The organism is Waddliaceae bacterium (assembly GCA_018694295.1).
GTDB lineage: Bacteria > Chlamydiota > Chlamydiia > Chlamydiales > JABHNK01 > JABHNK01.
Map to the genome: position 1 here is coordinate 1 of JABHNK010000054.1, position 25,291 is coordinate 25,291.

Sequence of the window (25,291 nt, forward strand, 5' to 3'; positions counted from 1 at the left end):
GGATTTTTGCGGATTAGCAAAAATCGCCGATGGCGGGACTCGCTTGCGAATTGCACCAGTCATAAAGCGCAGGTATTTTTGGCGTAAGCCGAAAATGAGCCCGCCTTAGCGGGCTAAGCGCTTTTTTAGCTGGTGCAATTCAGATAACGAAGCGATGGGCGACAAGATTGTGGCGACACAGGAGGAAAACAGGAGTCCAGAGGAAACTTCGTTTCCTTTGGCGGGAGAGGTTTGGAGAGGGCAGGGCCCCTCTCCAAGATGAAAATTGACTTATGGATTATACTGTAGTGAAAGCGTGGTGGTAGCATCCGGCGTCGATTTTATGTACTGCTGTTGGCAGTGACAGTTGCTCGAAGATTTCTGCTGATGTTATCGTTAGTATTTTCATCTGTATCTCTGCGGGGAGGTCTGCGAGGTATGCCGAGAACATATCTTGTGTGCGCTGCCGGAATGCTTGTTCTTCTCCGCTGAAGAGGGTGTTTGTCTTTTCGTATTCTTTGTCGGGGACAAGGTGTACTAGGAGGTCGTAGGTTTCTAGCCAGCTTATGGCGTTCTTCTCTACGGCGTATGTCATCGGCGTCTCGGCGCTCTGTACGTGTAGGTATAAGAAAGAGTCTATCGCTGTCCTGTCGCAGATGCATATGTCGAAGTTTCGTGCCTGAGCTTCTAGTTCTTTGGTGATATGCGAATGGTATATCCATAGCCCGGCTTCTGGCGACATCTCGGCGTCGAGGGGGAATGGACAAGACCTTGCTGTCTCGTTGACGATCTTGGTGTTAAGGCCTTTATTTTTGTAGAACACCGCTAGGGCATAGCTTAGCGTTGTCTTTCCAGTTCCGTGGGTTCCTAATATTCCGATTTTCTTCATAGCCTGTCGAACTCCGTTTTTAGTTTTTTCCATGTTTCTTTTAGCGCTTCGGGGAGGACGCGTGTGTGGTTAGTCACCGGCATGAAATTAGTGTCGCCATGCCATCGTGGGACGATATGCCAGTGAAGATGGTCGTCGATGCCGGCTCCGGCGGCCTTGCCGAGGTTCATCCCTATGTTGAAAGCGTCGGGGTTCATGACTTTCTTTAGTACGGTGATACTTTCGTCGATGAGTGCTGTCATCTCGGCCTTTACTGTGGCGTCGATGTCGGTAAAGTCGCTGGTATGCTCGTAGGGACATACCATTAGGTGCCCGTTGTTGTATGGGAAGAAGTTCATGATAACGAAAGCATGCTCTCCGCGTTTCAAGACAAAGCGTTCTTCGTCGGAACGTTCGGTGTCGCATAACACGCAGTAGTCGGGCTTTTCCTGGAGGATATATTCTATCCTCCAGGGTGCCCACATATGCTTTACGGTGTCGTCATTAGACTTCGACATGTAGCTCTCCGATGACTTCTTGTTCGATATTCCTTGGCATCTCGGCATAATGAGAGAATGCTTCGGCATGCTCTGCGGTGCCGTGCGTCATAGAACGCAGCGCTGTAGAATATTTATATAGGTTAGCTTGTGGGATCTGTGCTTTGACGATCTGGAAGTGTCCGTCGGAATCCATCCCTTGCACTTGCCCGCGTCGTGATGATATATCACCCATAACATCTCCGAGGAACTGATCTGGGGTGTTTATCTCTACGGTGCAGATAGGCTCTAAGAGATACGGCTGTGCTTTGCTGAAGGCCTCTTTGAAAGCTCCGCGGCCGGCAAGTTGGAACGACATATCGTTGGAGTCGACGGGATGCATCTTACCATCGTAGAAGTCGATCTTAACGTCGACGACGGTACATTTTGCTAGGACGCCTTCTTTACAGATAGCATTGACGCCTTTCTCTACAGAAGGGACGAAGCCCCTGTCGACGTTCTGCCCGACAAGGCTCTCGGTGAAGTTTATCCCTTCGCCACTAGGCTGTGGCGCTACACGCATCCAGACTTCTGCAAATTGTCCTGATCCGCCACTTTGTTTCTTGTGGCGGAACTTAGAATCGCTGTTCCCTCTAATCGTCTCACGGAATGGCACCTTAGGCTTGTTTAGGGCGACATCGATATTATACCGCTCTTTTATCTGGTCCATAATGGTAATGATATGAAGCTCTCCCATCCCAAAGACTAGCGTCTGGTTTGTCTCGGAATCGACGCGATACGAGAAAGTAGGGTCTTCGGCGTGCATATTTCCTAAGGCTTTGCTGAACTTATCTTCGGCGCCTTTGTTCTTAGGCTCCATGGCAAAAGTTATACAAGGCATAGGATATACCGTCTTGGGGTATTCTATGGCATTGCGAGCGTCACAAAGAGTGTCGTCAGTGTGGGCGTTTTTTAACTTCACGGCAGCGGCGATGGCTCCTGCAGGGAGTTCGCTGATATCGTGGCGCTCTTTACCGTTCATAATAAATATCTGGTTTAATCGCTCGTTGTTGCCGCGCGTGCAGTTCTTGAGGTCGCTGCCGGCTTTCAATGACCCAGAATACACTCTGAAGAACGAAAGCTCGCCGAGGTGCTGGTCGCCCATCGTCTTGAAGACTAAAGCGCTAGTAGGTGCCGACGTTGAGAGTTCGCGTGTAGCGCCATCGACGCCGGCGATATCACCGCGGAAGTCTGCACGAGGGCCATATTTCTCTAGGATCTCGAGGATGCGTATGACGCCGACATTCGCCGTAGAAGCAGAACATACTACTGGGAAGATGTCCCTGTTAGTTATGGAGTTGTAAAATCCTGATACTAGGTCTTCGTCGGAAAGCTCTCCTGCATCGAAGTATTTCTCCATAAGAGCTTCGTCGGACTCGGCGACTGTCTCGATGAAATCCTGACGGTATTTAGCGGCTTTTTCGGCGTGCTCTTCAGGGATGTCAGAGACAGTATAGGCGTTCTTGCTTCCGCGCTCATATGTCAGCATCTTATTCATAACGATGTCGACAACAGAAGAAAATTCTAGGCCTTGGTCGACAGGGAACTGTAGAGGGACAATATGGTTTCCCCAGCGATTTCGGAGGTTCTCGATGCGCGTGTCGTAGTCGGAGCTTTCATGGTCGAGGCCGTTGACACAAAACATCCTAGGAAGATCATACTCGTTGGCGTATTTCCACGAACGTTCGGTGCCGATCTGTAGGCCTTCGACGCCGTCGACGACGATAAGGGCAAAGTCACAGACGCGCATGCCACCTTTCATATCGCCGGCGAAGTCGGCATATCCCGGCATGTCGATGACGGTAAAAGCAGTGTCGTTATGGGAAAATGTTAGCATCGACGCGTGGATGCTCATCTTACGTTCTATTTCGTCAGAATGATAGTCAGAGACGGTATTTCCGCCTTCTATAGTTCCCATGCGGTTTATAATTCCTGCAGAATACAGCATAGCTTCGCCAAGGGATGTCTTTCCAGCACCACCGTGGCCTACAAGTCCAACGTTTCTTATCTTCTCCGTTTGTAAAGTCATATCTCACTCCTTATCGTTAATAATTAAAACAAGTGAATCTACTAAAATACTATTGAAAAGAAAAAGCAAGAAAAAAAATGATTTTTTTAGATGGTAGGTGCTGTCTACACGCTATACGCTATAACTATACGCTAAAATCTTATGCTTATGTCGAGGCTTTGGACGGAGTGTGTTATCTCGGTGACGGCGATACCATCGACGCCAGTGTCAGCGTATGCTCCTATGGTGTCGAGGACGATGCCGCCATACGCTTCGATGTAGATGTCTTTGTTGGAAGCGCGTATCATCTTAACAGCTTTTTTCACCATATGGGAGTTCATATATTTCAGCATGATGATGTCGGGAGAGTCTTTTAGCACCTCTTTAAGTGCCGAAAGCGTTCCTATCTCGACTTCGACCTTGACGTCGGAGCGGTATTTGTGGGCTTTCTCGGTGGCTTTGAGGATGGGAGACTTAGCTTTTTTGTCGATGAAGGCAAGGTGGTTGGCTTTTATAACGAACCTTTCGTCGAGGGAGTCGCGGTGGTTCTTGCCACCACCGACACGTACGGCATACTTCGCTATGGAACGCAGCCCCGGCAGCGTTTTTCTGGTGTCGAGGAGATCGCATGAAGGGTTGTAGCTGTCGATTTCTTCTTTGTATAAAGTCGTCATCGTCGCTATGCCAGAAGCATACTGCAGGAAGTTGAGGATTACGCGTTCTGCGGTAATGATACCACGGGCGGGACCGGAGATTGTTCCTATCACAGTACCTGCATTGCCGATGGTTCCTTCTTCGACGAGAAGCTTTATCTTGATGGCAGGGTCGATCATCTGGAAGGCGGGCTCTAGGAACGGTAGCCCTGCTAGGCGGCCCCACTGTTTTAGTATTATACGCCCCGACAAGGTAGCTTTTGCGGGGATACATGCCGCCGAAGTTATGTCTTCGGAGCCGATATCTTCCTTAAAAGCAGCCTTTAACGCTTTGAAGAAGTTTTTCTTTGCCCGTTCATTATCCATATTATTCACCACCTTGACCTTTGCAGAAAGCAATATAAGAATATCCCACATACAATAAACAACGCAAGCACTTTCATTTGCAAGAGAAAAAAATTATTTGTTGATATTATTATAGATCTCACGCTTCGGAACATTGCGAAGCTCTGCGACGATCTTTATCGCTTCTTTGCGCGTAATGGAATATTCTTCTTCGATAATAGCGACGTGTTCTTCGGGCGAAAGGTCTTGACACGCAGAGTTTTTCTCTTCGCTGTTGCCAGCGATGACAATGGCTATCTCGCCTTTTATAGTAGCAGAACGCCAATAATCTTTGTGTCCTTCGGCGGTGTCGCGGCGGATCTCTTCGAATTTCTTCGTCATCTCACGACATACCGTAAACATCCGCGACGGCGACAGTGCGGCGAGGGCATCTACTGTAGCAAGAAGGCGGTGTGGCGACTCGTAACATACCGTCGTCCCCGGGTATAGAAGGATGTTGATAAGAGCTTTTTTCAGCTCCGAAGATTTCCTGGGAAGGAAACCGAAAAACTGGAAAGGAGCAGTGGCAAGACCAGAAGATGACACTGCAGCGACGACAGCACTAGCGCCGGGAATAGGTGATACGACAAGGTCTTCGTCGTGACAACGCTGGACAAGGCGCTCGCCGGGGTCGGAGATGCCAGGAGTTCCTGCGTCGGAGATGAGAGCGATGTCGCTGCCAGAACGTAGGTCTTCGAGGATAGAATCTTCGCGGGAGGATTCGTTGAAGGCGTGGAAACTTTTCAGAGGAATTCCGATGTCGTAGTGATTTAAAAGGTTACGGCTGTGGCGCGTGTCTTCGCATAAGATGTAGTCGCAAGACTTTAATATCTCGACAGCACGGAAGGTGATGTCCGAAAGGTTGCCGATAGGAGTGGAAACAAGATATAACATGTTATTATAAATGCAGATTGATGATTAATGATTGATGAATATTTAGTTTTTCTGCGTTCATCATAAATGCTATTTATTCAGCATTCATCATTCAGCACTCTGCAATCAAAAAAAAGGTGGCACCCAGATTCGAACTGGGGATAGAGGCTTTGCAGGCCCCTGCCTTACCACTTGGCCATGCCACCATGTCCATGTAAAAAGATGTAATATAGTTTACTGTAAAGGATGTATGAGGTCAACCGAAAAGTTGTAGATAGAAAAGCACCCTTTCGATATGTTTGGCAGGAGAATATATAGGAGGTAAGGATTATGTCTATTGGTTTGGAGGGGTCTCCAGTAAGGATACCTTTTTGGCAAAAAGCTGTCGAAGGAAGTAAAAACGTTCCTGTGATAGGGGTAATGATACAAGGTGCTGTAACAGAATGGCAGCATAGAGAGACGAAAATAGCCTTGCAGTCGTTGAAAGAAGGTTTTGACACCCTCGCTACAATAGCGCTAGACAGGTATCCCAAAGAGTTCGATTACCAAAGTGCTATAGAGGGGAATGTTAAAGTCTCATGGGGAGGGACTCTTAAGACTATCACGGCGTCACAGTGGCTTTCGCGCCCTAAAAGAGATATTCATAAGACCGTAGCGCGTCTTTATGGTGATTTCTCTCACCTTTTACAATCGATACCACATCTTATAACACAATATAGTTCTGTAGAAGTAGAAGGCAATGCTAGTGAGATGGAGCGCCTAGGGAGGCAGTATGATCTGCGCAAACGATATTTTACTCTTATCACGAACAATTTTACCGATGAAGTAATACAGAATGTTGTTACTTTTGTGCGGAGCTATCTTTGTAGTTTTGTTCAAGAGGATTCTGTTGAAAAGTCTCCCAAAGGAATAATGTCTTTGCTTACTGAAGCGCGTAGTGCTTTAGAATCAAGCGATATTAGAAGTTCATCGCAGGAGCCTATTCTGGATGTAGGATATCGTTATATAATAAGTGGGTGGATGTAAATGAAAATTATTAATTTAGAAGGGCCGGAACTGCCGACACAAACACCAGAATGGGCAAAGTTGCCTTTTATAGGGAAAAGCTTTGTTGCAAGGTGGCGGTATAGGAAGACAGAAAAAGAGTTAAAAATTCTTGTCCCGGCATTGAAGGCTATTAACACTATAGAAATAGCCTCGAAACTTGGCGAGGTCTTGAAATTGTCAGGAGGTACGGTATCAGTCTTAATGCCTTCAGGAAAAGTGTTTCGTGGTAGTAGGTGGAAAAATATTGATGGTTCTGTAGTAACGCTAGAAAACTTTGTGGCGAGGATTTATAAAAATCTTATCTCTTTGTTGGAATCGTTTCAGCATCTCGAGAGCCGCTGCTTTTATAGTAGCTATTGTGGTGATATTTATCATGGCAGTAAAAGGATCAAAGATCAGATGGATCTAAGGGGTAAATATTTTACTAAGATTGTGAAAGATCTTGAAGATAGTGGTATAGAGAAAGTTATTGCTACAATGGAAGCGCGTCTTTCTGATCTAGGCTATACATCGCGGCTCCATAAAGAAACGAGCGTTCTTGTAAGCGGTGCTCACAAAGCTTTGAATACATATAAAGAAAAGATGGCAGTAGAAAAACGAAGAGCTGAAGAAGAAGAAGCTGATATATCGCGTATGTCGCAACGCTTTGACGCGGCATTTTTCTGATTGAACCCATGATTGCCACTAGCACGCAACAGCAGTGACTAAAAACCAGCTTTCTATTGTTCAATGTTCACTGTTCAATGAAATGCGGCTAATCTGCATAAAAGATGTGGTGAAAAACGTCTATTTTCGGTAGATTAAGGCAAGGTAAAGATTGGTAAGAATATGTCTAAAGACAAGCATCAGGAAAATCTCAATGTCGTACGTCTTGGCGATGGTAAGAATCCTATCATTATGCTCCACGGCTGGGGCGTATCGCATAAGACGTTGTATCCCCTAGGAGAGCTTCTTAGCCTCGATACCGACGTTCACCTCGTTGATCTTCCAGGTTTTGGTGCCTCTTCGCAGCCTGAAGGCGTATGGGGTTCGTACGAATATGCTACTAGGATGATACGGTATATGGACGACAATGGCATAGAAGCCGCCGACATAATAGGACATTCTTTCGGCGGTAGGGTTGCTATCATGATGGCGTCGCGATATCCCGAGCGTGTCGGCAAAGCCGTCCTCATCGCCTCTGCAGGGATTATCCCTAAGCGTTCCTTCAGGAAGAATTGTAGGATATCGGCGATAAAAGCTATGAGGGCGCTGGTAAAAGGCACTGACGCCGTCTTTAAGACGTCGTTATTCAGAAACTGGTTCGTGCCTAGGTATGCTTCGCGCGACTATCTCGCCGCTGGCGATATGAAAGACATCCTTGTCAAGACAGTCAACGAAGACCTTTCTGAAGAGGCTGTTTCTGTAAAAGCCCCTACGCTAATGTTGTGGGGCGATAAAGACCTAGAGACGCCGCTATCGTGTGGGCAGCGCCTTAATGACCTCATTGTCGCGTCGACACTGGTGACGCTGCAGGGCAAAGATCACAATCCTTTCGATGGCGCCGGCGCACACCTCTGCGCGCATCATATTATACCATTTCTCGGGGAGGAACGCCGATGATATTATCATGGGTTATAGCAGCGTATGCTGTGGCAGGTTCTTTTATGGTATTCAGATACCGTCTTCGTCACTACCTAAGATATTTCCAGCAGGAAGAGTATGACGGCAAAAGATTCTTGCTGTGGGTAGGGGAATGTAATGCTTTCGATAAGAAAACATTGGTAGTGGCGCTCTTAGCGATGGCGTTGACATCCTTTGTGCCATATCACCTCGTTATCACAGCAATAGCAGCGACGATGTTGGCGGTGACGGCGTTTTCAGGAGAAGACCCTACGACGTCTGGGAAGAAAACACTTATTATGACTCCACGGGCGATACGGATATACCGCCTTTCTGTTGTACTGTATTCTACGGCGATTGTCGTCGGTGCCACGGCGGCGCTAGCGTTAGGAAGACATGGCGCTTTCCCGGTATTATGGTTTCTTCTGCTTTTGCTGTCACAAAGTGTGCCTTTATGGCTTCTCCTCGCTACAAAAATCTTGTCTCCAGGAGAGAAGAGGCGCCAGAGAAAATATTCTTTAGAAGCAAAAAGAATTCTTGCCGATGTCGACCCTTATGTTGTAGGGATAACAGGCAGTTATGGAAAAACTAGCACGAAACATATCCTCGGAGAGATGCTACAGACGACGCTAGGGACGACTTTCTGGCCTGACAAAGGTGTAAACACTGTCATGGGGATAACGCGGGAAATCCGGGAGAAGCTGTCACCAGGAACGGAATATGCCGTAATAGAAATGGGAGCATATCATCAGGGATCGATACAGAAGCTGTGCGACTTCACACCGCCACAGGCAGCGATAATAACAGCAGTAGGGATTTGCCACCTTGAGCGTTTCGGCAGCGAAGAAGCAATATATCGCGGAAAGGAAGAACTCGCTAAAGCCGTCCCTGATGATGGTATCATCGTATGTAATGGCGATGACACGGGAGCGCGAAATATTGCAAAAGGGAACCCCAAGATGACGACGCTGTTATACGGCTTCGACAACAGCAAAGAAGACCTCGACTGCTGGATGTCGTCGTATGCCGTTGTCGACAGCGGGATGACGTTTACAATAGACTGGAAAGGAAAAGAATATCAGGGAAGCGCGCCATTCTTCGGTACCACGGCGCTTTCTAACGGAATGGCAGCGTTCGCCATGGCTTGTGCTCTAGGCGCCGATGCCGAGTTCGCCTTGGGGGTTTTGTGCTCTCATGAGCCTGTAGACAACAGGCTGCAGGTGAAGAAATCCGGCGGCGTAACATATGTCAACGACGCATACAACTCCAACCCCGTAGGTTTTGCTGCGGCACTAGACGTCGCCAAAGCCCTTCCCGCAAAGAAACGTATTATCATGACGCCAGGGATGATAGAGCTCGGCGACAGACAAGAAGCTGAGAATAATAAAGCAGCACGAAAAGCAGGAAGCTTCTGTGACTACGCCATCGTTGTCGGAGAAACCAACAGAAAATCTATCGCAAAAGGTCTTCGCGATGGAGGGATGCCAGAGGAGAACATATTCTTATGCAACAGCCGCGACGATGCTTTCCATAACCTCGCAATTGTAGCAGATGACGGCGATGCCGTCCTCATTGAAAATGACCTCCCTGATCTATATGAAACGAAGGTGAGGTTTTAATGAAAGTGAAGGTCGGATGTTCAAAAGGGGTTATTAGCTGAAATCAGTACCGGGCCTTATGACCCTTATAAAACCTTTATTAAACATAGTATTTAACCTAGTAACACCAGGTAGTCTGAAATTACTAGGTTCAACTTTAGTTGTTTTACAGAAAAATAAGTGGTTAAAAATGAAGAAGAAACAAATAGCAGTACTCTTCGGTGGAAGGTCGGTAGAACATGAGATCTCGATAATAACAGCATTACAGCTTATTGAGGCAATGGATACTACGCGCTACGACGCCATACCAGTATATGTCGACCAAAAAGGTAAGTGGTATTGCGGCGAGAAACTCTACGACAAAGATTTCTATCGCACCATGCCAGGAAGCCTAAAAGATGTTGCTCAAGTAACGCTGATGCCACACCCCAGAAGCCAAGGACTCACCGTTGTAGACAAAAAAAATAAGACGATACCCGTCGACGTATACCTCCTAGCTTTCCATGGACAATACGGCGAAGATGGATGTGTCCAAGGCCTGCTGGAACTCGCCGACGCTCCATATACCGGATGTGATGTCATGGCTTCAAGCTTGGCGATGAACAAAGAACATTGCAAAGCCGTCCTTAAAGCCCACGATATCCCCGTATTGCCGGGGATACGGATAAAACGTGACGACGCACAGCGCTCTTTTAACGACGTACGTACGAAGATCTTCGCGACGAAAGGACTAGAGACGTTTCCGCTCTTCGTGAAACCATGCCACCTAGGGTCTAGCGTCGGCATAGGAAAAGCATCAGACATGCCTTCTCTCAACGCCGCCCTCGCCAATGCTTTTAAGTACGACACCGAGATCATCGTAGAGAAATGTGTCGAAGAGCTTCTGGAGGTGAATATCTCCGTCATCGAAGGCGATACACCAAAAGCGTCGGCGGTGGAGATCCCTATATCATCAGGCGACGCCCTATCATACGAAGATAAATACCTTCGCGGTGGTAAGAACAAAGGAAAGTCTAATACACAAGGAATGGCAGGACTGACAAGAGATATCGACCCGCAAAATCTCGACGTAGCGATAAAAGAAAAGATCAGAGAATACGCCCTCAAAGCTTACGATATAATAGGATGCGGAGGCGTAGTGCGCTTCGACTTCATGGTGGACACCGCTAACGACGCTATATACTTCAACGAGCTTAACCCAATACCAGGCTCTATGGCATACTACCTTTGGGAAAAGACGACGCCAAGAATTCTGTATACCGAGATGATAGATATCATAATACAAGGCGCAGAACGCCGCAAAACTAAGAAAAAAGGCGTGCAAGAAGACTTTGGCTTCAAAGCACTGAAAAAATAAAGGAAAACGATGTTTTTATTTCTAATAAATTTCTTCCAAAATACCCTAGGGATAAAAATCCCCGCAGTGTTCGGATACTATTCCACGAGGATGATGCTGGCAGCAGTGACGTCGATGCTTTTGTCAATATTCCTGGGACCATGGTTTATCAGGAAATTATACGAATGTAAAATAGGACAGAAGATACGTAAAGAAGAATGCCCGCTTCTTGGCGAGCTACATAAAAAGAAGGAAAACACCCCGACGATGGGAGGCGTTCTTATCATAGCCGTTATGATTGTGTCTCTGCTGCTGTGGATGAATATCACAAATGCTTTCACGCTAGTGCTTCTCGTTACGACGATATACCTAGGCGCTGTAGGAGGCTACGACGACTTCCTAAAGCTGAAATATAAAAATCCCCGAGGGCTTTCTTCTAAGAAAAAGTTCTTCTTACAGGCGATCTTCGTAGTAATATTTTCTGGATACCTGCTCGTCCCCGCCGTAACAGAATCTGTACACGTCGGCGACTGGTTTTCGCCACCTACCGCTAGAGAACATGTCGCTGTGTATAATGATGACGCAGAAGCTGCAATAGAGAATGTAACACTATCGACACAAGAGTATGTCTCACGCCTGTATATCCCTTTCTTCAAAAATCACGTTATCACCTTCGCAGGAGCAGGCCTGGCACTGCTTGTTATCTTCTTTATCTTCGTCATCGCAGGGACGTCTAACGCCGTAAACCTCACAGATGGACTCGATGGCCTTGCGATAGGATGTCTTTTCTTCGTGGCCGTAGGCCTCGCCTTCGTAGCTTTCGTCGCCAATAATACGGATATCGCCAGGTACCTAAACATCCTATATATCGAGGGCAGTGGCGAGATAGCAATATACCTATGCTCTTTCGCAGGAGCATGCCTTGGATTCCTATGGTATAACGGATACCCAGCACAAGTTTTTATGGGAGATATAGGGTCCCTGACGTTCGGCGGAATAATAGGAGTGTCAGCAGTACTGCTTAGAAGAGAGTTCCTGCTAGCAATAATAGGAGCGATGTTCGTCATAGAAGCACTGTCGGTGATAATACAAGTCGCAAGCTATAAGCTCCGCAACAAGAAACGTGTATTCCTATGCGCACCAATACACCACCACTTCGAATATAAAGGTTGGCCCGAAACAAAAGTAGTCCTGAGGTTCTGGATAATAAGCTTCCTCTTCGCTGTCATAGGGATAGCGACGCTGAAATTTCAATAAGGAGAAATAATGCTATGGAAGCTCTCGTCTTGGGACTAGGGAAAAGCGGTACGGCAGCAGCACAGTACCTCATAAACAAAAAAGCTAACGTCATCGTCGCTGATAATACCGACGTCATCAGCCAATGTGATCTCGACGCGGCTAAAATCCTCGACACAGAACCACTTCCCAACGTCGACATCGTAATAGTGTCGCCAGGAGTCCCTTCAAACCACAGTCTTATATGCGAGGCACAGCAACGCGGTATCGAGGTCGTTGGAGAAGCAGAGCTTGCCATGCGTAACATCGACGCCACCATCGTCGGTATAACAGGAACCAATGGAAAGACGACAGTGACGCTTATGGTGACGCATATCCTCAACGCTTGCGGAAAGAAAGCACACGCCCTAGGCAACGTCGGTGAACCCCTGATAAACTATGTCCTAAAAGGATATAATGGCATCGTCGTAGCAGAGCTTAGCTCATACCAACTAGAAACAATGTCGACGGAGTCCCTCGACGCCGCTATAATCCTAAACATCACCGCCGACCACCTCGATAGGTACGACTCCTTCGAAGACTACGCCGCTGCAAAGATGAAAATATCCTCTTGTATGAAGACAGGAGCACCATTGTATGCCACTAAAAAGGTACTACAAAATTATAGCGTGGAAGCCCATACTTTCGCCATGACGGAAGAAAATAAGATAATTTTTAATGAAAACATTGAATACATTGTCCCAGTACGGTATAGAATGAAGGCAGCACATGATAAAGAGAACATCGCAGCAGCATTCGTTCTCTGTAAAAACCTCGGCGTCACAGAAGAAGAATTCTTCCGTGGACTCGAGACCTTCGTCAAGCCACCACACCGTGTAGAACAGGTAAGGGTGCTCGGCGGAGTGACATACTATAACGACAGCAAAGGCACAAACGTCGCCGCTGTCGTCGCCGCCGTCGATAGTGTCGATGGTGACGTAGTCCTCATCGTAGGAGGACAAGATAAAGCATCGCCGTTCGAGTTGTGGGGCGAAGCATTATATGGTAAAGTTAAAAACGTTGTGGCTATAGGAGAAGCAGCAGAGACGATATACGATAAAGTCTCCAAAACTATCCCCGTAGCAATAGAAAGAAGTATGAAAGGCGCCGTAATAGCGGCACAAGACGTCGCAAAAGATGGCGACAGCGTTATATTATCGCCAGGGTGCGCAAGTTTCGATATGTTCGAAAATTATGAACACCGTGGGAAAGAGTTTAGAAAATGTGTTCTTGAGCTTGAGGAGAAAAGGCTATGAGTCGTAGAGATGTTATACTTTTTGCAGTAGTGATAAATGTAGGACTGCTAATATTACTGTTCGCTACAGCGAAAAATACAGGAGAACAGGAAATAAGCATGAGCAAAGACCCTATACCACAGGTCGAAGAGATGCTTACAAAAGTTTCCAACGATAAAGGGACAGAACGACATATCGTCGTCGATGACGTCGATAAAGCCCTAGACGCCATAGCAATAGCCGATACTATAGCGCCTACGACACCGAAAGAAGCCAACACCGCTGATGCCGATGGCGAAAAATATGTCAGCATCACAGTGAAAACCGGTGACTACCTCGACCGTGTCGCACGGATGAATGGCACTACCGTCGATGAGATAATAAACCTTAATGGCTTAAAGAGCACAGAGTTGAAGATAGGACAGGTCCTTAAAGTCCCCGTAGCAAAAGAAGAACCAGTAAAAGCCAACGACAACGAAACCTCCGACGATTACGATACCGTAGATTACTATATAGTACGCAGTGGCGACAACCCATGGCTTATCGCTATGAGACATAAAATGCCGCTAAACGAACTGCTGGAACTTAACGACCTCGATGAATCGTCAGCACGGCGTCTTAAGCCCGGAGATAAGCTGCTGGTGAAATGATGACAATGCGCCAGTGCCGGTTACTGCTCATTATCACCGTGACAATAGTCTTCGCTATAGGACTTATCATGGTGTTCAATACCTCTTCGGCGGAGATCCTCGATGACTTCGCCGCAGGAGAAGATACATACAAATCTGTGATGCGACAGGCGATATATGCAGCACTAGGCATCGCCTTCGCAATAGCATTATGGCATATCGGATATGAGAACATCCTGAAGTTAAGCCTTCCACTGCTAATCATCTTCACCATACTGCTAGCGCTAACATTCGTCCCAGGAATAGGGCAGATGCGTAACGGTGCATACCGATGGATAGGATTAGGAGGCTATACAATACAGCCCTCGGAGTTCGTGAAGTTCCTCGTCCCTATGTACTACATATATGCTATGAAGTCAGTGTCACCAGAGACAATATCATTGAAAGGCTTCGTAAAAATAATGGCGATATTGGCAGCACCAGTAATGCTTATAATGCTAGAGCCCGATAACGGAACTACAGGGATAATAGGACTTACGATGATGATGCTTTTCTTCGCTACGAAGATGAAAGCACGATACTGGGCGATACCAGCACTGGCAGCCATAGCACTAAGTATCACGGCATTCTACACCATGCCTTATGTCTCAGGAAGGATAAAGGTATACCTCAATCCAGAACTCGATATCCTTGGAAGAGGACACCAGCCATACCAGGCGAGAATAGCGACAGGGTCAGGACGGTTGTTTGGTGTAGGTCCCGGCAACAGCTTACAGAAACTTAACTACCTCCCAGAAGCACAAAACGACTACATCGCCGCTATCTACGCCGAAGAGTTCGGATTCGTAGGGATCGTCGCAATAATAACACTATATACCATAATGGCATACCTAGGGATACATATCGCCGCAAACGCCAAAGATAAAGAAGCAGCGCTGCTTGCCCTGACGATAACATTCCTAATAGCATTCCAAGCATTTCTTAACCTCGGAGTCGTCTCAGGGCTCCTGCCAAGTACAGGACTTAACCTCCCGTTCTTCAGCCAGGGAGGCACTTCGTTGATGACAAATATCGCCGTTATAGGCATCCTTCTCAATATAGGATATAAATCATCATTGATCATTGATCATTGAACATTGATCATTGAAAAAAGGGAATATTTCCATGACGAAAATTCTATTCGCAGTAGGAGGGACCGGAGGGCATATCTTCCCCGCACAGGCGCTCGCCAGTGACCTTGTAAGCCGAGACGCAACGAACGAAATTCTCTTCGTCGGTGGTGGGCTTGCCGACAACGACTTCTTCACAGCAGAACATATAAACTATAAAGAAGTGTCTTATAGCCCCCTTTCAATAAAGGCACTGCTTAAATGCGCATATAAGATCACAAAAGGTATTATACAGAGCAAGAAAATCCTTAGAGACTTCAAGCCAGATATCGTCATAGGATTCGGAAGCCACCACTCTTTCCCAGCACTAGCAGCAGCACAACTACTAAAAATTCCAGTGATGTTATACGAAAGCAATAGCATCCCAGGAAGGGTCAATAGGCTCTTCTCAAAATATTCCGTCGTCACAGCGATAACCCTCGGCGATATCATGGGACGACTTCAGGGCGCTACAACGGCTGTTAAGATGCCACTACGCCAAGGGTGCCAACGCAGCGAAGAAGAGAGAACAAAAGGATATCAATACTTCGGACTAGAAAATGATAAAACGACGATACTCGTCTTCGGAGGGTCGCAGGGCGCCAAAGCGATAAACGATAAATTCCGCGTCGCTATAGAAGCAATGACACACGTCGAAGACATACAGGTTCTGCACTTCGTCGGTAAAACATCAAAACCTGAAGAATACCAGACATTCTACAAAGAAAGACATATCCCTTCGTGTGTAAAAACTTTCGAAAAAAAGATGAACCTCGCGTGGCAGGTCGCCGATATCTTCATAGCACGAGCAGGAGCAACGACACTAGCAGAACAAGAAGCCTTCGAGGTTCCCGGCATCTTGATACCATACCCATACGCCCTCGATAAACACCAAGACTCTAATGCACGCTTTATGGCAGAGACCGTCGGAGGGGCGATGACGCTTTACGAAGAACAATGCACCCCCAACGCCCTCGAAGAAGCAATGCGCAACACTATAATTATTAAAAGCTTCATGAGAGATAACATCGCCGCCTTCAAAGAAAAAGATCGTCGTAAAGACCTCGCTGATGTTGTAGAAGACACCGTGAAGAAGATAAAAGGTGAAAATATTCACCTCATCGGCGTCGGAGGCATAGGGATGAGCGCCCTTGCGAAGATATTGATAAAACAAGGGTATAACGTTACCGGTAGCGATGTCAAAAAAAACGCCATAACAAACACTCTAGAAGATCGTGGCGCAACGATATCAGTAGGACACAACGCCTCGGCACTTCCCGATAACGCTTCCGTGGTATATAGCACCGCAGTAAAAGACGACAACCCAGAATACAAGGCCGCTATAGATAAAAAATATACCATAATGCACCGCTCAGATATGCTCCTGAAGCTTATGAAAGGATATAAGACCCTCGCCGTAGCAGGAACACACGGTAAGACGACAAACTCGGCACTGTTAACACACGTCCTTATCACAGCACAATGCTCTCCGAGCTATGCCGTCGGTGGCATACTACTAAACACAGGGACTAATAGCGACGCCGGTGATGGAGAATATTTCGTCGCTGAAGCCGACGAAAGCGATGGCTCTTTCGTGAAATATTCCCCTCATGCCGCCATCATCACAAACATAGGTGCTGGCGATCACCTTATAAATTACTCCTCACAAGACGCTCTCGACGAGGCCTTCATAACTTTCGCAGGGAAAGTGTCAAAGTCACAAAATTTATACTATAGCAACGACGACGAACGCCTGAGAAGCCTCGGAATCTCCGGAATAACATACGCCTTCGACAACGACGCACATATAAAAGGCAGCAACTACAAGCAAAATGGATGGGAAAGTACCTTCGATATCACTATCGACGGCAAAGAATATCACAACATCATGCTACCACAAGCAGGGAAACATAACGCCCGCAATGCCATGGCAATATTCGCCATGGCACTAGACCTCGGAATAAACGACGCTACGATACGTAAAGCTTTCGAAACATTCAAAGGAGTGGCACGCCGATGCGAATATAAAGGCACCGCTGCCGGCGTCGACGTCTACGACGACTACGCACACCACCCAGACGAGATAAAAGCTACGCTATGTGCTATGAAGAAAGCCCTCGGAACGAAACCTCTCATAGCAGTATATCAGCCACATAGATATTCCAGGATAAACGAAACGCTACACTTCTTCACCGACACCTTCGACGCCGCCGATAAAGTGATAATGACAGAAATATATAGCGCAGGAGAAAAACCCGTCGAAGGTATAACGTCAGAGGCTATAGCACAAAAAATACAAAATAACTCCACAGTGCCAATACACCTCTTAACAAGAGAAAGCCTCGCAGAAAAAATAACACTACTGCTATCCGATGGTGATACCATCGTAACCCTCGGCGCCGGAGATATAACATATGCCGGCGATGAGACATTAAAAACATTACAAGATATACCTGTAGAATGTCATATCTGAAAGAAAAAATACCTCTCGCACAGGCGCTGCTCGTCATCGTTATCGCTACGATAGCAATATCAGGGATGACAGCAGCATGGTGGTCGTATTACCTCTATAACGCCAAGAAAAATAGCACAAACCCACGCTATGCGATAACGACGATACAACAAAAAAGTACCACCAACGAAGACCTCCCGACACAATACCTCGCAGAATGTTTGGGGATATCTTCCGACATAGTAACGAATATATATGCCTTAGACACAGAAAAAGCCGAAGAAGCCCTCATGAATAGCCCAGCGATAAAAGAGGCTCGCGTCACCAAAGAATTCACCGAAACGCTCTTCGTAGAATATACCATGTATACACCATACGCGCTCCTCGCCGACGTAGAAAACACCGCCATCGACGACGAATGCACCCCATTCCCAATAACACCATACTATACGGCAAAAAAACTGCCGAAGATATACCTTGGCATCGACGACGAAGAAAAATTCTCCTGGAAAAAACCCCTTACAATGAAAACAGTGCCGCTCGCCATCGACATACAAAAAATCCTCATGCCATACCATCTAGAAGGCATCTTCGCCGTCCTATGCATAGACACCTCTAACGCATATAACACTAGCTACGGAAAACGCGAAATCGTTGTAACGCTCCATGAATCGGGATCAGAAAGACTATTGCGGCTCACCAGCGAAGAATATCAACAACAAATACAAAACTATATGCTGCTACGCGAAACCCTCTCCGAGGAAAACGTTGCCATCATCGATATGCGCGTGCCGCAACTCGCGTTTTTTAAAGGAATGTAACAATAATAATATGAAATATATACAGATAATATGGACGTGCGCAAATATCGAAGAAGCGCGAAGTATCGCGTCAGATCTCGTAGAAAATCACTATGTCGCCTGCACGACAATAATCCCTAAAGTCGAGTCAATATACCTCTGGGAAGGGAAAATGTGCCACGACGACGAAGTGAAAGTCGTCATGAAAACCACATCAAAACACTGGGAAAAAGTTCGCGATATCATCGAAGAAAAAAGCTCGTACGACACCCCGCAAATCCTACGCATCGATATCACCGACGGTAACAAAAAATACCTCAAATGGATGGAAGAAACTCTCTGACCTCTTTGGAGAAGATGCGTTATCATAAATAATTTGATATAAGTTGTTGATTATTAATATAAAGCGTGTTAAAATAATGCTTTATAATTTTAGGGGGCAATATTATTATGACAGGTTTTATAAAAGATATCGGTAGAAAGCTTGAACATGAAATAGCAGGAGGATTGAAATATTTCTCTCCTGGGGTGCAGAAAACGTCAATAAGCTCTGGAAGGATGGTGCTAGAGAAGGAGACAGTAGACGGCTTGTTTTTTGCAAAAAATGAGTACTTAGAAAAGTCGACAATGGATTTTATGTTTGAATATGGAATTCTGAATTTAGTTTCTGCCATTTGTGATCCAGCATTGCGCTCTGTTTTCTTGGCCAAGCGTGTCATTAAAACCGCAGCTTCATTAGGGACGATGATTTTGTCGCCCGTCTCTAAAATATCAAATAAACGTTTACCTCAGCGTATGGCTTTACCACAAGCTTCCGAGGCTGGCATGAAACTTTTAAGCAACGTACGACACCTTTCGGCCGATGTGTTTGAAGTGATAGGCGTCGTTGTTTGTCGATTTTTTATCGCCCTCTCAAATTTTATGGGCATTTTGGCTCCAAAAACTGGAGTGAGAGCTTATAAGAAAATATCACAGACACAAGTTAAGGTAGAAAAACTCGCCGAAGTTATCGCCGGCGATAAAAATTTATCGCTATTGGCAGAAGACTTAGAAACGATGCGTTCTCTGCTTCGAGACGCTAAAATTATCATAGATGTTGAAGAGACCATTTCAGACGACAAATCAATAGTTGTCGCGACTTCTTCCCAAGAAAGCGACAATGTTTCAAAAGTGGATGCATCTAAGATAATACATGATATTTATTACGAGATAAGTAGTATCAGAAACATATCTGACCGCCGTAGGGTAGTACGTGACTATGAAAAAGCGGTGAGACTTGAGGGAAAGTGCCGTGAAGCATTTTCAGAAGTCGGAGATGTCCTTTCCGATAAGATTGCAACGATAGTAATTCCACAACAGCAAGAAAAATTAAGGCTGTTGCAACAACTCGGTAATATTCCTGAAGGTACAATGCCGGCCCTTCCCGCTGAAGAGTCAGAAGACAAAAACAGCCGCCTAGAAACAAGACTGAAGGTTTTTGATGATCTGCGGCAGGAGATAAAGAGGGCCACAGAACAACTACAGAAGCAATATGACTCTCGTGGTATTATAAAGGAGAGTATAGACTCTATGTATAAGCAAGTCGCTGAATTTCAGCAGGATTATTATTATAAAGAGTACGAAGGAGTTCTCCTGCCTAATTTTCGTGATATAGAGAGAATTCTCAAGCACTTTGACCCTGTAACCAGCGCGCTTTGTAATATCAAAGATATGTATGATTTTGAATATTACGTCAGCAGGCTCAAAGCGGCCTCGCCAGAAGAAGCGGAAACCATTCGTGATGAAGTTTCGAACAACTTTTTTAGGACAATATTGACAAAGATTAGCAAATGCTCCGGGGTGTTTGAAAAATGCAAAAGAAGCTGGGTTCCCGATTCACCCGTTGATGAAGAACCTCAAGAGGAGACAATGTCTCGAGAGACGGCGCTGGAGATCTTAGGTGTAGAAGAAGGCACGACAGCGAGAGAAATAAGAACGGCCTATCGTCGTCGTGCTGGTAAATGCCACCCCGACAAGTCAGGCGGGAGCGAAGAAGCCTTTTTACAGCTCAAAGAAGCATACGATTTGCTAGCTAATAGTTAACGAGAGGAAAAAAGCTCTTTAATCTCTTCGGAGAAGGCGACATCTTCATTGCATAGCTTTAGAAGCTCTATGTCCGCCGTGGATATGTTGAAGAGGGCTTTTTTGTGCTCGCAACCGGTAAAATGATAGCCGGTGAAATGAGGAGCAAAGATCGTTTCCAAGATAGAAAGGTTCGAAGCTTTGTCGTCGACAAAAGCAATATGAGGATATCGCAGCTCACTTGTCTCCAAAAACCTCCGAAAAGCCGTGCCTTTGTCGCAGTCACCACAATATAATACGCCACGATAGAAGTCTGCTCTAGGCATTTCGTGGACATTTTTCTCGACGTCGCCGAAAGAGAAGTCGATCCCGACACTGCAAAGCTGACGATGTGTTGCCTCCTTTAGCTCATGACAACGCGCCGTCAATCCTATGACGTCATGTTTTTCTCTCCATCGGTATATGGTGTCAGGGGCATGCTCTTCGACGGCTTTGACGTCAACCTTATGCTGCAATATCCCCCACGCCTTACACGCAAGGCGCAAAGCGGCGGCGTCGGAAAAACCTTGTGACAAATACGACCGATATAGATGCATCTCCCATTCTTCACTGCCAATATGAGATTTCGTCTCGATGACAGTGCTGTCGAGGTCTAAAGCGATACAAGAGTTTTCGGGAAGGGCGTCGACGTTGACTTCGTCTAACGACATTATCTGATATACTCGATTCTTTTCCATAATGACTCCTCAACGATTATTTATAGATAACAGACCTTACGTGTTATCAGATTTTTTCTAGAGAAATAGGCACATCGGAGAACTATAGCTTAAAGCGTATAGAACAGTAGAATTTTGGAATAGGAATTTTTTATCACGGAGACACGGAGAACACAGAGAGAAATAGGACTGGCTAGGGGTTTCACCCCTAGAGCACCAACCATTTTTCTTCTTTGAACTTTTGTTCTCCGTGACCTCCGTGGCTCCGTGGTAGAAAAATCCGATCCTTTTTCTATCCGCTAAACGCTAGTTTTTTTATAATCTAGGAAGAGAATTTTCGAGCTCAAACTTGCTGACATGGGTGCTGTAACGATCCCATTCGATGTTCTTGTTCTCAAGGAATTTGTTGAAAATATGCTCTCCCAAAATCTCTTTAACCAAAGAACTTTTCTCCGTCTCCTTGATGGCAGCATAAAGACTGTCCGGAAGATTTGTGATATTGTGTTCTTCATGCTCGCTAGGATTCATCGTAAAAATGTTGCGCTCAACAGGCTCAGGAAGCTCGTACTTCTCATCTATGCCCTTCATCCCTGCCCCCAACATCACAGCAAAAGCAAGATATGGGTTGCACGCAGGGTCAGGAGAACGGAACTCTACCCTCGTAGCAGTTTCCTTGTCAGGCTTGTATAAAGGCACCCTTACCAAGGTAGACCTGTTTCGCCTCGCCCACGAAACATAAACAGGAGCTTCATAACCAGGAACAAGGCGCTTATAAGAGTTGACCCACTGGTTCGTGATAGCTGTTATCTCTGGAGCATGCCTTAGAAGACCAGCAATATAATGCCTGGCAGTATCAGAAAGATGATACTCGTCGTCATGGTCGTAGAACGCGTTCTTCGCCCCCTTAAAAAGTGATTGATGTACATGCATGCCATTGCCGTTCTCACCGAAAATTGGCTTCGGCATAAAAGTAGCATATACACCGTTCTGACGGGCGATCTCCTTCACAACCATACGATATGTCATGGTGGTGTCGGCCATAAGCAAGCCTTCCTTATAACGCAAGTCAATCTCATGCTGGCTAGGAGCAACCTCATGATGACTGTATTCCACCTGAATACCCATAGACTGTAGAGCGGAAATTGTCTTCTCACGGAGACCCTCGCCAAAATCTGCAGACTGCGAATCAAAATACCCCGCCTTATCAAGAGGCTCAACACCGCTGCTGTCTTTGAAATAAAAATATTCAAGCTCAGGGCCAGTATAAAAAGTGTATCCCCGGTCAGCAGCCTTCTTTAGGGCTTTCTTGAAAATATATCTGCAATCGCCCTCATAAGGAGAACCGTCAGGACGTAAGATGTCACAAAACATATACGCAACAGTATTTCCGCTGTTGTCCCAAGGGATAATCTGAAAAGTCGTGGGGTCAGGCATCGCTATCATATCGCTTTCTTCAATACGAGCAAAACCCTCAATAGATGAACCGTCGAAACCCATACCTTCAGTAAGACCTTCTTCTAGCTCGTCAGGAGTAATGGAAAAACTCTTCAAAACACCAAGAATATCGGTGAACCAAAATTGGATGAACTTGATATTTCTCTTTTTTACAATATTTTTTACATCATTTGCATTCTTGCAAAGCATAGCATCGCCTCCATATGTTATTTCACAATATAGAATATACATTTTTCGACTTAACTTCAACATGATAAAAGTTATGCTACGTTTCAAAAAATAGAAAAGATGCGATAAAATAAAAATTTTAATCTTGATGAAAATATTGCAGTAATGGTACGATGCTGTTCGCTTTTTGATAGCGTATAATCATTAGGTTAACCGATTAACACACATGGAGAATTATGGAACAGTTTGTTGAATATATTGTAAAAAATCTTGTCGATGACAGCGATAGCGTCGAAGTAAAAAGCCTCAAAGGACAACGCGATATCCTTATAGAAATACGCGTTAATCCTGACGATATTGGCAAGCTCGTAGGCCGCAAGGGCCGTACCATCAACGCTATACGCGTCCTCGTCGGAACGATAGCAGCTAAGATGGAACTCCGCTCACGAGTAGAAATTATCGAAGATAAAGAACGAAGAAGAGCTAAAAGAGAAGAATCTACAGAAGTAGCTGAAGAAGTTCCTGTAGCTGAAGTAGCTGAAGTAGCTGAAGTAGCAGAAGTTACTGAAGTAGCAGAAGAAACAACAGAAGCTACTGAATCCGAAGAAGTAACAGAAGCTGCAGAAGTAGAAGCAGTAGAAGAGACGACAGAAGCTCCTGAAGCCGAAGAAGAGAAAAAAGAAGAAGAATAATCTTCGCAAGCAACCTTCTCCGAAGTTTACGCCTTATTACGTATACCGTGGTAGGGCGTTTTTTTGTAAAAAGTTCGGAGCTTTTTCATTGATCATTGAGCATTGAGCATTGATTTCGCTCTTGTAGTTTTTGTTGGCATAGGCATAATGAGGTGAAAGATAATAGTTTTTAAAACAAAGAGAGGTAATATAGATGGATAATGACGTAACAGTTGTTGACGAAAAGAAAGGCGAGGTCCTTGTATTGAATGTAGGAGGAAGACTTGACGCTGCATCATCACCAATAATAGAGAAAAGCGTTTTCGAATTTATCGATGCCGGAAACCGCAAGATCGTATTGAATTTCTCCGGCGTAGCATACCTTAGTAGCGCAGGGATGAGACTTCTACTGTCCTCGACGAAGAGACTAAAAAGCCTCGAAGGCAATATTGTTGTATGCTGCCTTTCAGATATGGTTATGGACGTTATAAAGATGGCAGGATTCGATCATATCCTCAATATACAAGCCAGCGAAGACGAAGCATTAAAGGTATTTGAATAAAATCCAACGATAGGATGTTGTCGTGGGTGATGTAGAAGCAATGTTTAAACAGGGGGAAATCGATGAGATTCTCCTCAATATCGGGCGCTACCAAGAGCAGAAGAGCTCTACGGAATTTACCTATAAAGCACGCCCTATTATCGTTATAGCAGGGCCGACATGTTGTGGTAAAACAGAACTCTCACTCTTCGTAGCCGAGAAGCTAGGAGGCGAGATCGTCTCTGCCGACTCCATGCAAGCATATCGTGGTATGGATGTCGGTACCGCTAAAGCTACCGTCGAAGAACGACAACGCATCCCTCATCACCTTATCGATATACGACATGTCGATGATCCACTAACAGTAGTAGACTTTTTCGAAGAAGCACGCAGAGCATGCGATAACATATTATCGCGCGATCGCGTGCCTATCGTCGTCGGAGGCGCAGGATTTTACCTGCACGTTTTCCTCCACGGACCACCAGCAGGACCTCCCGCCAATGAAGAGCTGCGCGCTAAACTCTCCGATGAGATGGAAGATATCGGCATAGAAGCGATGTATGAACGCCTGAAATCCCAAGACCCCGACTATGCAGCAACGATAACATGTAACGACAGACAGAAAATACTGCGCTCGCTAGAGATACTCTCCGCTACAGGAGAAAAGGTAAGTGCTTTGCCATGGAAAGAGCGACCACTGCTTCCCGACTACAAGTTCCACAACTGGTTCATCCACAGACCAAGAGAGATACTGTACGAGCGTATCAACGCGCGTTGTGACGCTATGCTCGAAGCAGGCTTCGTCGAAGAAGTAATAGCCCTAGATGTCAAAGGCCTTAGAAAAAATTCTTCTGCCTCGCAGGCAATAGGATACCGGCAGTGCCTAAAATACCTCGATAGCGAACGTACCAAAGAAGATTACGACAAATTCGTCGAAGAATTTAAACAAGCTTCACGACGTTATGCAAAAAGACAGTTTACATGGTTCCGTCGAGAGCCAGGATTCGCATGGCTCGACGTCGATATCCACGACACCGAAATCGCTGCCGAAATAATAATGAAAGAATATCAATCGTGGTAAAGCACTATGGTTCAAAGGTGAGTAAATAGATGATGGAACTTGCGAAGATGAAACCCCATAAAAAGTTCGGAATAGGACATTCTACCACAGAGAACACAGAGGACACGGAGAAAGAAAACAATCTGGCTGGGGGATTTTCCCCCAGACCCCCAAGCTCCCAAAAGACAAAAAAGCC

The 25,291-nt window shown here is 45.8% G+C and carries 23 protein-coding genes and 1 tRNA gene; 16 read left to right on the forward strand and 8 right to left on the reverse strand.

Going from position 1 to position 25,291, the window contains the following annotated elements:
• Positions 1-277: 277 nt before the first annotated feature.
• The 6 genes from HN980_05550 to HN980_05575 all read right to left on the reverse strand — a co-directional run bounded on the left by HN980_05550 (position 278) and on the right by HN980_05575 (position 5,507).
• Positions 278-868: an ATP-binding protein gene (locus tag HN980_05550; GenBank protein ID MBT6928938.1), complete on the reverse strand. Its 591-nt coding sequence runs from the start codon at positions 866-868 to the stop codon at positions 278-280.
• Complete coding sequence (locus tag HN980_05555) at positions 865-1,365, reverse strand: HIT domain-containing protein (protein ID MBT6928939.1); 501 nt, start codon at positions 1,363-1,365, stop codon at positions 865-867. The genes HN980_05550 and HN980_05555 overlap by 4 nt, the downstream gene beginning before the upstream one ends.
• A complete protein-coding gene (locus HN980_05560; GenBank protein MBT6928940.1) occupies positions 1,352-3,412 on the reverse strand; it encodes an elongation factor G in 2,061 nt (686 codons plus the stop codon). The genes HN980_05555 and HN980_05560 overlap by 14 nt, the downstream gene beginning before the upstream one ends.
• Positions 3,413-3,543: 131 nt before the next feature.
• A complete protein-coding gene (nadC, locus tag HN980_05565) occupies positions 3,544-4,410 on the reverse strand; it encodes a carboxylating nicotinate-nucleotide diphosphorylase (GenBank protein MBT6928941.1) in 867 nt (288 codons plus the stop codon).
• A 93-nt stretch (positions 4,411-4,503) separates the two neighbouring features.
• Entirely contained in the window at positions 4,504-5,322 is an 819-nt protein-coding gene (gene rsmI / locus HN980_05570; GenBank protein ID MBT6928942.1) for a 16S rRNA (cytidine(1402)-2'-O)-methyltransferase, read from the reverse strand.
• 114 nt (positions 5,323-5,436) lie between these two features.
• Positions 5,437-5,507: transfer RNA gene (locus HN980_05575), tRNA-Cys, on the reverse strand.
• 124 nt (positions 5,508-5,631) lie between these two features.
• Between HN980_05575 and HN980_05580 the strand changes: the two genes are divergently transcribed.
• The 13 genes from HN980_05580 to HN980_05640 all read left to right on the forward strand — a co-directional run bounded on the left by HN980_05580 (position 5,632) and on the right by HN980_05640 (position 20,505).
• Positions 5,632-6,327, forward strand: coding sequence for a hypothetical protein (locus tag HN980_05580; protein ID MBT6928943.1), 696 nt, complete (start codon positions 5,632-5,634; stop codon positions 6,325-6,327).
• The gene (locus HN980_05585) at positions 6,328-7,014 is read left to right on the forward strand and encodes a hypothetical protein (protein MBT6928944.1); all 687 of its coding nucleotides are present in this window, start codon (positions 6,328-6,330) and stop codon (positions 7,012-7,014) included.
• Positions 7,015-7,176: 162 nt separating this feature from the next.
• Complete coding sequence (locus tag HN980_05590) at positions 7,177-7,950, forward strand: alpha/beta hydrolase (protein MBT6928945.1); 774 nt, start codon at positions 7,177-7,179, stop codon at positions 7,948-7,950.
• Complete coding sequence (locus HN980_05595; protein MBT6928946.1) at positions 7,947-9,569, forward strand: UDP-N-acetylmuramoyl-tripeptide--D-alanyl-D-alanine ligase; 1,623 nt, start codon at positions 7,947-7,949, stop codon at positions 9,567-9,569. The genes HN980_05590 and HN980_05595 overlap by 4 nt, the downstream gene beginning before the upstream one ends.
• 169 nt (positions 9,570-9,738) lie before the next feature.
• Positions 9,739-10,905 carry a D-alanine--D-alanine ligase gene (locus HN980_05600; protein ID MBT6928947.1) on the forward strand — a complete coding sequence of 389 codons (1,167 nt, stop codon included), beginning with the start codon at positions 9,739-9,741 and terminating at the stop codon, positions 10,903-10,905.
• Between the two features lie 9 nt (positions 10,906-10,914).
• Positions 10,915-12,141, forward strand: a complete 1,227-nt coding sequence (locus HN980_05605; GenBank protein MBT6928948.1) for a phospho-N-acetylmuramoyl-pentapeptide-transferase — start codon at positions 10,915-10,917, stop codon at positions 12,139-12,141.
• A 14-nt stretch (positions 12,142-12,155) separates the two neighbouring features.
• Positions 12,156-13,415, forward strand: a complete 1,260-nt coding sequence (gene murD / locus HN980_05610; GenBank protein ID MBT6928949.1) for a UDP-N-acetylmuramoyl-L-alanine--D-glutamate ligase — start codon at positions 12,156-12,158, stop codon at positions 13,413-13,415.
• Positions 13,412-14,044: a LysM peptidoglycan-binding domain-containing protein gene (locus tag HN980_05615; GenBank protein ID MBT6928950.1), complete on the forward strand. Its 633-nt coding sequence runs from the start codon at positions 13,412-13,414 to the stop codon at positions 14,042-14,044. The genes murD and HN980_05615 overlap by 4 nt, the downstream gene beginning before the upstream one ends.
• A 5-nt stretch (positions 14,045-14,049) precedes the next feature.
• Positions 14,050-15,156 carry a putative lipid II flippase FtsW gene (gene ftsW / locus HN980_05620; protein ID MBT6928951.1) on the forward strand — a complete coding sequence of 369 codons (1,107 nt, stop codon included), beginning with the start codon at positions 14,050-14,052 and terminating at the stop codon, positions 15,154-15,156.
• A gap of 31 nt (positions 15,157-15,187) precedes the next feature.
• Positions 15,188-17,644: a UDP-N-acetylmuramate--L-alanine ligase gene (gene murC, locus HN980_05625; protein MBT6928952.1), complete on the forward strand. Its 2,457-nt coding sequence runs from the start codon at positions 15,188-15,190 to the stop codon at positions 17,642-17,644.
• Positions 17,632-18,444, forward strand: coding sequence for an FtsQ-type POTRA domain-containing protein (locus HN980_05630; GenBank protein ID MBT6928953.1), 813 nt, complete (start codon positions 17,632-17,634; stop codon positions 18,442-18,444). The genes murC and HN980_05630 overlap by 13 nt, the downstream gene beginning before the upstream one ends.
• A gap of 10 nt (positions 18,445-18,454) precedes the next feature.
• Complete coding sequence (locus tag HN980_05635; GenBank protein MBT6928954.1) at positions 18,455-18,766, forward strand: divalent-cation tolerance protein CutA; 312 nt, start codon at positions 18,455-18,457, stop codon at positions 18,764-18,766.
• 107 nt (positions 18,767-18,873) lie between these two features.
• Entirely contained in the window at positions 18,874-20,505 is a 1,632-nt protein-coding gene (locus tag HN980_05640) for a J domain-containing protein (protein ID MBT6928955.1), read from the forward strand.
• Here HN980_05640 and HN980_05645 read toward each other — a convergent pair.
• Both HN980_05645 and HN980_05650 read right to left on the reverse strand, forming a co-directional pair.
• Positions 20,502-21,221 carry a DUF2608 domain-containing protein gene (locus HN980_05645; GenBank protein ID MBT6928956.1) on the reverse strand — a complete coding sequence of 240 codons (720 nt, stop codon included), beginning with the start codon at positions 21,219-21,221 and terminating at the stop codon, positions 20,502-20,504. The two genes, HN980_05640 and HN980_05645, sit on opposite strands and share 4 nt — an antisense overlap.
• A 294-nt stretch (positions 21,222-21,515) precedes the next feature.
• The gene (locus HN980_05650) at positions 21,516-22,844 is read right to left on the reverse strand and encodes a glutamine synthetase (GenBank protein MBT6928957.1); all 1,329 of its coding nucleotides are present in this window, start codon (positions 22,842-22,844) and stop codon (positions 21,516-21,518) included.
• Between the two features lie 215 nt (positions 22,845-23,059).
• On the opposite strand from HN980_05650, the gene HN980_05655 reads away from it, so the two are divergent.
• From HN980_05655 to miaA, 3 genes are all read left to right on the forward strand, one after another.
• Positions 23,060-23,515 carry a KH domain-containing protein gene (locus tag HN980_05655; GenBank protein MBT6928958.1) on the forward strand — a complete coding sequence of 152 codons (456 nt, stop codon included), beginning with the start codon at positions 23,060-23,062 and terminating at the stop codon, positions 23,513-23,515.
• 193 nt (positions 23,516-23,708) lie between these two features.
• Positions 23,709-24,056, forward strand: coding sequence for an STAS domain-containing protein (locus HN980_05660; protein ID MBT6928959.1), 348 nt, complete (start codon positions 23,709-23,711; stop codon positions 24,054-24,056).
• Positions 24,057-24,078: 22 nt separating this feature from the next.
• The gene (gene miaA / locus HN980_05665) at positions 24,079-25,116 is read left to right on the forward strand and encodes a tRNA (adenosine(37)-N6)-dimethylallyltransferase MiaA (GenBank protein MBT6928960.1); all 1,038 of its coding nucleotides are present in this window, start codon (positions 24,079-24,081) and stop codon (positions 25,114-25,116) included.
• Positions 25,117-25,291: the final 175 nt, after the last annotated feature.

Excerpts from the sequence above, each read along its gene's own strand:
- HN980_05550 (MBT6928938.1), bottom strand. The coding sequence starts at position 868 with ATGAAGAAAATCGGAATATTAGGAACCCACGGAACTGGAAAGACAACG.
- HN980_05555 (MBT6928939.1), bottom strand. The coding sequence starts at position 1,365 with ATGTCGAAGTCTAATGACGACACCGTAAAGCATATGTGGGCACCCTGG.
- HN980_05560 (MBT6928940.1), bottom strand. The coding sequence starts at position 3,412 with ATGACTTTACAAACGGAGAAGATAAGAAACGTTGGACTTGTAGGCCAC.
- nadC (MBT6928941.1), bottom strand. The coding sequence starts at position 4,410 with ATGGATAATGAACGGGCAAAGAAAAACTTCTTCAAAGCGTTAAAGGCT.
- rsmI (MBT6928942.1), bottom strand. The coding sequence starts at position 5,322 with ATGTTATATCTTGTTTCCACTCCTATCGGCAACCTTTCGGACATCACC.
- HN980_05580 (MBT6928943.1), top strand. The coding sequence starts at position 5,632 with ATGTCTATTGGTTTGGAGGGGTCTCCAGTAAGGATACCTTTTTGGCAA.
- HN980_05585 (MBT6928944.1), top strand. The coding sequence starts at position 6,328 with ATGAAAATTATTAATTTAGAAGGGCCGGAACTGCCGACACAAACACCA.
- HN980_05590 (MBT6928945.1), top strand. The coding sequence starts at position 7,177 with ATGTCTAAAGACAAGCATCAGGAAAATCTCAATGTCGTACGTCTTGGC.
- HN980_05595 (MBT6928946.1), top strand. The coding sequence starts at position 7,947 with ATGATATTATCATGGGTTATAGCAGCGTATGCTGTGGCAGGTTCTTTT.
- HN980_05600 (MBT6928947.1), top strand. The coding sequence starts at position 9,739 with ATGAAGAAGAAACAAATAGCAGTACTCTTCGGTGGAAGGTCGGTAGAA.
- HN980_05605 (MBT6928948.1), top strand. The coding sequence starts at position 10,915 with ATGTTTTTATTTCTAATAAATTTCTTCCAAAATACCCTAGGGATAAAA.
- murD (MBT6928949.1), top strand. The coding sequence starts at position 12,156 with ATGGAAGCTCTCGTCTTGGGACTAGGGAAAAGCGGTACGGCAGCAGCA.
- HN980_05615 (MBT6928950.1), top strand. The coding sequence starts at position 13,412 with ATGAGTCGTAGAGATGTTATACTTTTTGCAGTAGTGATAAATGTAGGA.
- ftsW (MBT6928951.1), top strand. The coding sequence starts at position 14,050 with ATGCGCCAGTGCCGGTTACTGCTCATTATCACCGTGACAATAGTCTTC.
- murC (MBT6928952.1), top strand. The coding sequence starts at position 15,188 with ATGACGAAAATTCTATTCGCAGTAGGAGGGACCGGAGGGCATATCTTC.
- HN980_05630 (MBT6928953.1), top strand. The coding sequence starts at position 17,632 with ATGTCATATCTGAAAGAAAAAATACCTCTCGCACAGGCGCTGCTCGTC.
- HN980_05635 (MBT6928954.1), top strand. The coding sequence starts at position 18,455 with ATGAAATATATACAGATAATATGGACGTGCGCAAATATCGAAGAAGCG.
- HN980_05640 (MBT6928955.1), top strand. The coding sequence starts at position 18,874 with ATGACAGGTTTTATAAAAGATATCGGTAGAAAGCTTGAACATGAAATA.
- HN980_05645 (MBT6928956.1), bottom strand. The coding sequence starts at position 21,221 with ATGGAAAAGAATCGAGTATATCAGATAATGTCGTTAGACGAAGTCAAC.
- HN980_05650 (MBT6928957.1), bottom strand. The coding sequence starts at position 22,844 with ATGCTTTGCAAGAATGCAAATGATGTAAAAAATATTGTAAAAAAGAGA.
- HN980_05655 (MBT6928958.1), top strand. The coding sequence starts at position 23,060 with ATGGAACAGTTTGTTGAATATATTGTAAAAAATCTTGTCGATGACAGC.
- HN980_05660 (MBT6928959.1), top strand. The coding sequence starts at position 23,709 with ATGGATAATGACGTAACAGTTGTTGACGAAAAGAAAGGCGAGGTCCTT.